Source organism: Microcoleus sp. B7-D4 (genome assembly GCF_036705125.1).
In the GTDB taxonomy this organism is placed as follows: Bacteria; Cyanobacteriota; Cyanobacteriia; order Cyanobacteriales; family Microcoleaceae; genus Microcoleus.
This window is the reverse complement of record NZ_JAUBTT010000158.1, coordinates 1-10,765: the sequence shown is the minus strand read 5'-3', so window position 1 is coordinate 10,765 and position 10,765 is coordinate 1. Positions and strand designations below refer to the sequence as shown.

Annotated in this window: 5 protein-coding genes; 4 read left to right on the top strand and 1 reads right to left on the bottom strand. The window is 48.9% G+C overall.

What is annotated here, in order from left to right; all coding sequences use genetic code 11:
- The coding region (locus QUB12_RS35100; protein WP_333310746.1) for a phosphodiester glycosidase family protein at positions 1-2,035 on the top strand (2,035 nt) is incomplete at its 5' end.
- 159 nt (positions 2,036-2,194) lie between these two features.
- Positions 2,195-2,419: a hypothetical protein gene (locus tag QUB12_RS35095; protein ID WP_333147720.1), complete on the top strand. Its 225-nt coding sequence runs from the start codon at positions 2,195-2,197 to the stop codon at positions 2,417-2,419.
- A 238-nt stretch (positions 2,420-2,657) separates the two neighbouring features.
- Here the strand turns inward: QUB12_RS35095 and QUB12_RS35090 are convergent, their stop codons facing one another.
- A complete protein-coding gene (locus tag QUB12_RS35090; RefSeq protein WP_333147718.1) occupies positions 2,658-3,791 on the bottom strand; it encodes a succinylglutamate desuccinylase/aspartoacylase family protein in 1,134 nt (377 codons plus the stop codon).
- A gap of 300 nt (positions 3,792-4,091) precedes the next feature.
- On the opposite strand from QUB12_RS35090, the gene QUB12_RS35085 reads away from it, so the two are divergent.
- Entirely contained in the window at positions 4,092-6,830 is a 2,739-nt protein-coding gene (locus QUB12_RS35085; RefSeq protein WP_333147716.1) for a DEAD/DEAH box helicase, read from the top strand.
- A gap of 592 nt (positions 6,831-7,422) precedes the next feature.
- Complete coding sequence (locus QUB12_RS35080; RefSeq protein WP_445300698.1) at positions 7,423-10,164, top strand: family 10 glycosylhydrolase; 2,742 nt, start codon at positions 7,423-7,425, stop codon at positions 10,162-10,164.
- The last annotated feature ends 601 nt before the right edge of the window (positions 10,165-10,765 follow it).

The window sequence follows — 10,765 nt, the reverse complement described above, 5'->3', positions numbered from 1 at the left end:
CCGTTCCACAAAGAGTGAATTTTCTTGTGAAACAGGCATCTTGCCTGTTGCTAAACAAGTAATTGAAAATGGTGCAATATCTCAGTTAAAACCGACTGAAATATTGACAGATAGTCCTCTTGAGAGGACTTCAGCTATGAGACAGGGAATTCATTCCCTGTCGGACTATAGGTTTTTGGCTCAATCTGTACCGCCATCTTCGATAATCAAACAAGGCCGCCAAGTGTCCCTAAACGGCCGCATTCTCCCCCTAAGTTGGACTCAGCAGCCGGCAAACAGCACTTCTGGGAATTTCCGAACTTGGATTGCTGACGTTGGATTGATGCAAGGTGCGGGAGTGGATTTGCTTAGCAGCGCCGACAGTATCAAACAACCGGTGCAGTGGTTTTCGGTATCTTTAATCGGCGCTCAAAGCTTAGCAGCGCGGGCAACAGGCTCGTATCGTTACTTAGATGTTACCGATTTTGCTAGACTTGCGGGCTGGGAGATATCTGCTGATGGGAATATTCTAAAAATTACTTCTCAAACTGCAAGTGTTACCGGAATTCGGCAAGCAGAAATAGAATCGGGCGATCGCATTGTAGTAGATATCGATCGACCAACCCCTTGGCAAGTCAACTTTGTCGATAAACCAATCCCGTCGCCGACACCCACACCCAACCCCCCGGACGACCCCACAAAGCCCGCTATCCCAATCCCAAGCCTCCGCACAGCGCCAAACCTCGAAACACCAGACGACCCGACCAAACCCGCTCTCCCGCTGCAAATAACGCCCGCAGCGCCGATCGCCGATCAAGAATGGTCGATCGCGATCGATGCCAAAGTCGCACCCGCCATAATTCAGCAGACTTTCTCAACCAGCAAACAATTGCTATCACTAAAAGTCGAACCTGACGGCGTTCAAACCAAAGTCAAAGTGACGATTCCTTTGGGTTGGCGGCCGCAAGTTTTCACCCTGGGAAATCCCAATCGATTAGTTATCGACATTCGCCCAGATTCGTTAGTAGAAAAAAACATTGTTTGGGCTCCCGGTGTGCAGTGGCGGCAGCAGTATCAGAATTTAGGAACCGCGCGTTTTCCAGTAGTTTGGTTAGAAGTTAATCCGCGTCAAGCTGGTGTAAAAATTAGACCAATTCTCAGCAATCCGCCTGCCGATCAAGGCACTGCACCTTTATTGCAAACAGCAGAAGTTTCGGGTGCGGCGGCGGCGATTAATGCAGGTTTTTTCAATCGAATTAATCGCTTAGCTTTAGGGGCAATTCGGCGGGAAAATAAATGGCTTTCCGGGCCGATATTGAACCGGGGGGCGATCGCATGGAACGATCGGGGAGAATTTGCGATCGATCGTTTAACTTTGCAAGAAACTGCGATCACTTCGGCAAATCAAATTTTGCCGATTTCTCATCTCAATAGTGCCTACGTACAACCGGGAATCGGTCGCTACAATTCTGATTGGGGAACAACTTATACTCCGTTGTCTGGCAATGAAATAGTTGTGACAGTTGCGGGCGAGCGAGTTGTCAGCCAATCCCCCGGAGGTGCGGCGGGAACAACAACTTTTCCCATTCCAGCTAACGGTTATATTTTGGCTTTGCGTGCCGATTTGTTTCCTGCATCTGAACTCTCCATCGGCACTTTATTGCGTTTAGAAACTAACACTTTTCCTGCTGATTTCAACCGTTTTCCGTACATTCTGGGCGGCGGGCCGGTATTGGTACAAAACAGTCAAGTTGTGCTGGATGCTAAGGCAGAAGGGTTTAGCGATGCCTATGTTAGACAGACAGCAATTAGAAGTGCGATCGGGCGAACTGCTGCGGGGAATTTGCTGATTGTAGCGGTGCACAATCGTGCGGGCGGGGCGGGGCCAAATTTCGCAGAACTGGCGCAGATATTGCAGCAAATGGGTGCTGTGGAGGCTTTAAATTTGGATGGGGGAAGTTCGACGAGTTTGTATTTGGGAGGTAGTTTGCTCGATCGACCTCCGTCTACTGCTGCGAGAGTTCATAATGCGATCGGTATTTTCATTCAACCATAAACCGTCACCTTAAATTGTAGGGTGCGTCAGCGTCCGTTATCTTCTCAAAAATTGAGAATCTCCCCACTGACGCACCTTACAAACTCTTGTTCTCCCGTTATTAAAGGGGCTAGGGCAGGGGGGGAGTAGAAGTTTTTATAATCCAAAATCGCAAATCGAGTGGCTTGTTTGTATGTGATGATAACGGGATATTCCCCGCGCAATTTGCAGGAGCAAGACCTGTTTTTGGCGGTTTTACAAAATGATGCGGTTCCTGTGCGCGATCGCACTTCTGCGATTCCTCAACCGCTAGCTACAGTTATCGATCGCGCTTTAATTGACAATCCTGATATTTATTATCAAAGTGCAGCGGAATTTAAACAAGCCCTATTCAATAGTATATGATAATTGATTTCATATTGACACTGTAACTTTTTTATTGCAAGAGGTAGATTGAGATTTACAGTTGGGTGGGGGCGGGTTTATGAGATTATTGGTCTTAGGCTGAGATTTTGGGTAAAACCCGCCCCTACAGAATGTTGTTATCATTGTGGATTGGACTCTCGCATTCGGATCTAAAAGTCTTGGGTTAGCCTCAAAATCTCTCGCCCGAATGCGAGAACCCCTACAATCTTCACACAACTCAATCTGCCATCACAGACAACACATACTCTCCTTGATTTACTGACTGATTTGTCGAAACATCAAAAATGAAAACATCCGACTCAGCACAAACATCAACCAAACTCGGAAATTCCCCATTCTTATTAAAGCTGAGAATTTGATAAAGCCGATCGCCCTTTTTGACATAACTCCCCAATTGCACTCGATTTTGAATCATCCCGCCCGCCGGCGCGTAGTATTTGAACACTGAATTCTTGGGGGTAAAAATAACGTGATGATTCGCAGTTTTCGGGAGAGGAAATCCATCTATTTTCAATAAACCCTTACTGGCTAAGTAATTTTTGATGCCCCGCAAGCCATTCGCCACAGACTCGGGATTCATTTCCATCCCCGAACCTAATTCTAAAGTCCAAGCTTCCACGTCAAATTGAATCGCACTTCCCAACTCTGCTAAAATCTTCTCCAAAGCCAGCCAAGGCTTGAGAAACGCCTCGTCAAAAGCATCGCCGTCGTACTCGTTCATCAAGATTGCCCGATCGAGCAAAAAAGCTTTCGCACTGTCCTCGCGGGAATTAAAACAGTAAAGGTAATCTAAACTTTGATTCGTAGAACTGTGCAAATCCAGCACGTAGTCAGCATCCAAACACAAAGATTGTAGCTGATATCGGTAAAGTTGGCTGTAGGGGGCGCAACTAGGAGCATTAATTTTTTCCAACTCTTTGGCAAAACTCAAAGCAATCGCTTTTCTGTAATTAACTTTGACAGTATCGGCATCGAGATGGATGTGAGCATTAGCAAAACCCAGAATATCTTCCCCTTGTTTTTCAAAATCCCAGAAAATCCGGTTCCAATTTACCCCATCATAAAGATTGAAGCGACCAGGAGAAAAATGGTGCGATCGCTGACTGACACCTACAGGATTACAAACAGGAACTAGCCAAATTTCCCCGCTTAGCTGACTGCTGTCCAAAGACATTAAAAACTCAATTAATTGGTGAATCACAGCATTACCGCTAATCTCAGCGCCGTGCAGGTTAGATTGGAGATAAGCTTTTTTGCCGGGAATCGCACCTTGGAACTGATAGACTTGCAGTGAAAGCCGATCGCCCGAAGCAAGCTGCACCACAGGAATAGTCGAAATAACTGGAATCATAGAGAAGGAAGTTCGGCAACGGATTATGTAACGGATGTAACGGATGTCAGGAAGAGGGAAGAGGGAAGAGGGAAGAGGGAAGAGGGAAGAGGGAAGAGGGGAGAGGGAAGAAGGCAAAATTTTTTTCTTTCTTCTGCCAACTGCCAACTGCCAACTGCCAACTGCCAACTGCCAACTGCCAACAGACTTATTCCTTCATAGCCGATTTGCGGGCGTTGGTCTAAAATCAATACAGTCCTCTGCTGACTTGCTTTCAGCAAGATTTAAGCATACTTACCCTGCAACCTTATAATAATCCTTGTGCCAGACACTGCCCAGAACCGCCCAGAGCTGGATCTGAAGACCATATTTCCCTTCGAGCTAGATAACTTTCAGAGAGAGGCGATCGCCGCCCTCGATGCAGGTAAATCCGTTGTCGTGTGCGCTCCCACAGGCTCTGGGAAAACGTTAATCGGGGAATACGCCATCCATCAAGCACTCTCCAGAGGGCGGCGCGTCTTCTACACCACTCCCCTCAAAGCACTCTCTAACCAAAAGCTGCGCGACTTCCGCAGTCAATTTGGAGACGACAACGTAGGTTTGCTGACGGGCGACATCTCCGTCAATCGAGATGCGCCGATTTTGGTGATGACTACCGAAATATTTCGGAATATGCTCTACGGTACGCCGATCGGAGAAGTCGGTACTTCCCTCACCGGAGTCGAAACCGTGGTGCTCGACGAGTGTCACTACATGAACGATCGCCAGCGTGGTACCGTCTGGGAAGAATCGATCATCTACTGTTCGAGCGAAATTCAACTACTCGCCCTCTCAGCAACCGTTGCCAATAGCGACCAACTCACAGACTGGATTAACAAAGTCCACGGGCCCACAGAGCTCGTCTACTCAGACTTTCGGCCAGTACCGCTGCAATTCCACTTCGCCAACCAAAAAGGGATATTTCCCCTGCTAGACGACACCGGCAAAAGAGCCAATGTCCGATTAGTCCCCAAAAAGAAGCAGCAAAAAGTAGAAAGAGGCAGCATCCCCACTCCGAGTTTGACCGATGTTTTGGCTCGGTTGGACGATCGAGATATGCTACCAGCAATTTACTTCATCTTCAGCCGTCGCGGGTGCGACCAAGCAGTCGCAGAAGTCGGCAATTTCTCCCTAGTTAACGAAGCCGAAACAGCCGAACTCAAACGCATCATTGACGATTTTTTACAGCGAAACCCAGAAGCAGAACGCTTCGGTCAAAAAGAAGCACTTTTAAAAGGCATCGCCGCCCACCACGCAGGCATTTTGCCCGCTTGGAAAGGTTTAGTAGAAGAACTTTTTGGCAGAGGTTTGATAAAAGTCGTATTTGCCACCGAAACCCTAGCAGCCGGGATTAATATGCCCGCCCGCACCACAGTCATTTCCACCCTGTCCAAGCGCACCGACAAGGGACACCGACTGCTAAACGCTTCAGAATTCCTGCAAATGGCCGGTCGGGCGGGTCGGCGGGGCATGGACAAGCTGGGGCACGTGGTCGCAGTTCAGACGCGCTTTGAAGGCGCAAAAGAAGCCTCGTATTTGGCAACAGCCAAAGCCGACCCCCTCGCCAGTCAGTTTACTCCCAGCTACGGCATGGTGCTGAATTTGCTGCAAACTCACACTCTCGACGAAGCTCAAGAGTTGGTAGAGCGGAGTTTTGGTCAATACCTGTCTACCTTGTACTTGCAGCCGCAGCAAGAAGAATTAGACCGATTGCAAACAGAATTGGCGGTGCTTGAACAGTCCCTGGCGGCCGGAGGAAATGTCTCCACCCTGGAAAAAGAGCTCGCTCATTACGAAAAATTGCAGGGAAGACTCAAAGAAGACAAACGTTTGCTGAAAACTCTATTGCAGCAAGCTGAAGAAGCCAGATTTAAGGAGATGTCCGTAGCTGTGGCTTTTGCAGTGCTCGGCACGGTTCTGAGTCTCAAAGGCAAGCACGTTCCGACAGCTAAACGATCGCACACAAATCCTGTACCCGCCGTATTGGTTGCCAAAATCCCAGGTTCCGGCCAAGCACCAAATTTGGTGTGCTTGGGCAAAGATAACCGCTGGTATGTCGTCGCCATTAGCGATGTCGCGAGTCTGCACGCCGAATTACCCCGCTTGACCGTTGCAGATACCTTGAACCCGCCGTCGGAAATGCTCCTGAGACTCGGCCAATGCCGCTTGGCAAATGAAGAAACTGCTTCAATTGCTGCATCGATCCCAGAATTGCCCGCACCAGAACCGAGCCCAGAGGCGATCGAGCAACAGCGGAAAATCGCAGCCGTAGAAGCTAAGCTAGAAATTCACCCGGTTCTAGAATGGGGCAATCCCGGTACTTTGCTCAAACGCCAGCGCCGCCGGGAAGAATTGAAAAAAGAAATCCGCAAAAGCGAACAAGAGTTAGAAAAGCAACGAGCTCGCTACTGGGAGCAATTTCTCAACTTAATCGACATCTTGCTGAATTTTGGCTGCTTGGAAAGAGTAGTTTCGGCAACTGGAAACCGAGATGACTCCTCCGACAGGTTGGTACCCACAATCTTGGGCCAAGCTTGCGCCGCCATTCGTGGCGATAACGAACTGTGGCTGGGTTTGTCCCTGATGTCTGCAGAGTTTGACGAACTCGACCCCCACCACCTCGCTGCTGCTTGCGCGGCCTTAGTTACAGAAGTTTCCAGGCCCGACAGTTGGACTCACTACTCGCTGTCGCCGGAAGTTTTGGCACCTTTGGACAATCTACAAAAAGGCCTGCGCCGCCGATTGTTTCAAGTGCAGTACCGCCACGAAGCTGCAATCCCGATTTGGCTGGAACGGGATTTAGTGACTTTGGTTGAGCAGTGGGCTCTGGGTGTTGAATGGCTGGAACTGATTAGCCATACGAGTTTGGATGAAGGGGATGTGGTGCGGATTTTGCGCCGGACTTTGGATTTCTTGTCTCAGATTCCTCATGTTCCTCATGTTTCGGATGCTTTGCGGAGGAATGCTTGTCGGGCGATGCAGTTAATCGATAGATTTCCGGTGAATGAAGCTGCAACTTAGAAAATTGTTGACAGTTGACAGTTGACTGTTGGCTGTTGACTGTAAGCATTAGTGTCAAGTTAAGCCTGAAACCATGTCTAAATCAGGGTTGTAGCCGAGTCTAGATCCCCCTAAATCCCCATTAAGAAGGGGAGTAGGAGTTGACTTTGAGCAGACTCCTGTCCCCTTGCACCGCATTTGTCCGGTCTCTGTTTTTCCCCCCTTAATAAGGGGAGTAGGGGTTGACTTTGAGCAGACTCCTGTCCCACCCCCTACTCCCCTTATTAAGGGGGGTTAGGGGGGATCTAGACTTCGCTACAAACAAGAGAGACGGTCGGTTTAACGTGTTTGTTGACACCAACGGGCTGTCAACTGTCCCGCATCTAAATTGTATTTTTGGTTTTTCAAGCAAATGCACCCACATTTTAATCGAGAATCTAAAATCCAAAATCTAAAATCGATCGATCGCACTTTTTCCTGATTCAGGTTGCAGGGCAGGATAGACAATTGTATGGTGCGGATCGATCGCTCTTAATTGTTATTGAAATTTTCTTTAGCGGTGTGGTGAGTAATTCTCATATTTATGATGCAACAAATCAAAAATCCCGATCAAATGCCTGATGCCTGCTCCCAGGCTAAAAAAAATCGCTTTTTCACTTTCTTGCAAAGAGTCTTAATTGGAACTCTAGCGAGTACATTACTCAATCTCTTCATCCTATTTCCCTCTCCGAGTTTCGCAGAAGTAGTTCTGGGCGTTGTTCGCAGTTCCGAGAATTCTCCCGACTGGGTAAAGATTACCACGCGCCTCTGGGAAAGCGGCATTGCTTACAAACCAATCAATCTCGAAGAAATCAAAAATTTGGCGGATTTAACAGGCGTTAACGTGCTGTTTTTACCCAACATTGAAACTTTGAGTCCGACGCAAATTAAAGTTTTAGAAGCTTGGGTCTCCCAAGGCGGCCGCTTGATTGCTTCGGGCCCAGTCGGCCGCAGTTCCCCGGCCTTGGTGCGCCAATCTTTGCGATCGCTCCTTGGGGCCTATTGGGCTTTTCCGTTAACCCAACCGGCGACTCCGCAACCGCGCAGCCGCTGTCGGGATCTCGCTTGCAAAACTTCTAGCAGTTGGATGCCCCCAGAACAAAAAAATGCCTCAGTCCAAGGCGGTGTCTTGATTCCGGCTGATGCAAACAGTCAAACTATTGCTACTTGGAAAGATAGTTCCGGTTCCTCCGCAGCCATCGCCACGGATCGCGCTACATATCTCGGCTGGCGCTGGGGTAGCGAGGGTTCGGCAAATGTAGATAAGGCTTGGCTGCAAGCCTCGATCGCCCGCTGGGGAGGCACAATCGCTTCGCAGCCTGTAGCGCCGCCCACTGCTGCCGGAACCCCACTGCCAACTCCCCCCTCCAGAGTCAGTAGAAACAGCCCTAGTTTGCCGCGTACTACCCCGCTGAGCCGACTTTCTCCCTCTGGCTCGGTTCCCGATCCAGTACCTGCAACTTTTACAGACCCTTCGGATCAGGCGGCGCCGGCGGGTTTGGACGTGCAGCCCAATTCCAATAAGCCGATCGTCAGCATTGAAGCGTACTTGATGCGCCAAGAACTCACTAACCTCCTCGGCCGGTTTGAAAGCGCCTTGACAGCATCTAATTCAGCCAATACCGCCATCAATCTTAATGCTGCTACCTCCCCTCAACTGCTGGCTGCAGAACAGGGCGGTGGCGGCCCGGCAGCCAGCCGCACCCCTGTTCTGCAAGCGATCAGGGGACGGGCGATCGCCCAAGCGCGGCAGGTTCTGCAAACTTTCGACCAACTCCTGCAAGAGCAAAACTACGCGGAGGCGAGATCGCAGTGGGTGGAAGCGCGGCAGTTGCTGTGGGAAAATTACCCGAAGGAAGGACAGCGCGTTGGGGCGGAAATTCGCGCGGTTTGGCTCGATCGCGGGACGATCGTCGCAGCGCGATCTGAACAGGGTTTGGCGGCAGTGTTCGATCGACTCGCCGCCGCCGGTATCAATACTGTTTTCTTTGAAACTTTGAATGCCGGATATCCCATTTATCCCAGTCAAGTTGCACCGCAACAAAATCCCCTGACTGTTGGCTGGGACCCGCTAGCATCTGCGGTTAAATTAGCCCACGAGCGAGGCATGGAACTGCACGCTTGGGTTTGGGTTTTTGCCACAGGAAATAAGCGCCACAATACTTTAATTGGCCAGCCTAGTTCTTATCCTGGGCCGGTGCTTTCCGCTTATCCAGATTGGGCAAATATTGACAATAAAGGACGCAGGCAAAATCCTAACGATGGTAAATTTTATCTCGATCCGGCGAATCCGGAAGCACGTAATTATTTGCTGCAAATTGTCAGCGAAATTGCCAACAACTACAAAGTAGATGGGGTGCAATTAGACTATATTCGCTATCCTTTTCAAGATGACAATGCGAATTTTACTTACGGTTACGGTATTGCGGGGAGGCAGCAATTTAAGCAGTTGACTGGTGTAGATCCGGTGAATATTTCGCCGAGTTCCGGCAGTTTATGGCGGCAGTGGGTTGAGTTTAAAACTAATCAAATTAATAGTTTTGTAGCTGAAGTTTCTCAGCTTTTGCGGCAGAATTATCCGCGCACTATTCTGTCGGTGGCGGTGTTTCCTCACCCGGAAAGTCAGCGGATTTACAAAATTCAGCAAAATTGGGAAGTTTGGGCTCGTCAAGGTATTGTAGATTTGATTGTGCCGATGACTTATGCTTTGGATACGAACCGACTTCAGCGCATTACGGAACCGCTGGTAAAGGAACAAATGCTCGGTTCGGCTTTGATTTCTCCGTCGGTTAAGTTGTTGACTCTCCCGGAAGTTGTGGCGATCGACCAAATTCAAGCTTTGCGCGATTTGCCGACAGGGGGCTATGCTATTTTTGCGGTGGAAAGTATCAGCAGCGGGATGCAGGGCTTTTTTAACCGCACTCAAGGCCCGCCAGTGCGTTCCACTTCTGCTGCAGAGCCGATTCCTTACCGACAGCCGTTTGCGGCGGCGGCTTCGCGGTATACTGCTCTCAAGCAGGAATGGAGTTTTTTGTTGGCTAACAATCAGTTGCGGGTGTCGGAATCTGAACTAAAAGTTTTGCAAAGTCGAGCCGATGAATTGGCGCAAGCTTTGAGCAAGTTGGCGGCAAATCCTTCTACGGAAAGTTTAGCAACTGCTAAAAGATTGTTGGGGAGTTTTCAATCTCAATTTCAATCTTCGATGCGCTTGCATTCTGCCGAAAATAGCTATCAAGTGCAAACTTGGCAAAATCGTTTGGAGAGTTTGGATATGCTGTTACGTTACGGCGAAAGGATGGAGTTGAATCGCAGGTAAATATAGATTTTTCGGGTGTGTGCTGCTGTGGATAGTGCGATCGTGCTAACATTTGGGCGATCGTAATCTAATTAAGTTAGTTCACGATCCACAGGTAATCCTCACCTTGGTTTTTTCACAGCAATACTTGGTTCGAGCTCGCAGATTCAGTAAAAAACCCGGTGGTTGAGCGAACCCGAAACCCCCTGTCTTGAGTCGAAGTGCGATCGCGAACTTTAAGTTTGTAAGTAGGTCATCGCCAAATAACCATAGTATCTTATCAGGGAGGGTTGAGTTAAGATCCACGATCGAAGCGAGTAGATGAGTCCTCTCACCCGCCCGAACCATGTAATGTTTATTTGCACCTACTTACTTAGTGAGGACGGAAGTCCTCAAAACTCTTAAACGTCGAACTCAAACAATTTGATAATGAGTGATATCGTTTCCCGTTGCATCGGATAAGAGTCAACCATTGAGTTTTCCGACACCGAGTCAACAGTCAACAGTCAACAGTCAACAGTCAACCATTGAGTTTTTCGACACCAAGTCAACAGTCAACAGTCAACAGTCAACAGTCAACAGTCAACAGTCAACAGTCAACAGTCAACAGTCAACAGTCAAC

Coding starts and splice junctions, on each gene's coding strand:
- QUB12_RS35080 (WP_445300698.1), top strand. CDS start 7,423: ATGCCTGATGCCTGCTCCCAGGCTAAAAAAAATCGCTTTTTCACTTTC.
- QUB12_RS35090 (WP_333147718.1), bottom strand. CDS start 3,791: ATGATTCCAGTTATTTCGACTATTCCTGTGGTGCAGCTTGCTTCGGGC.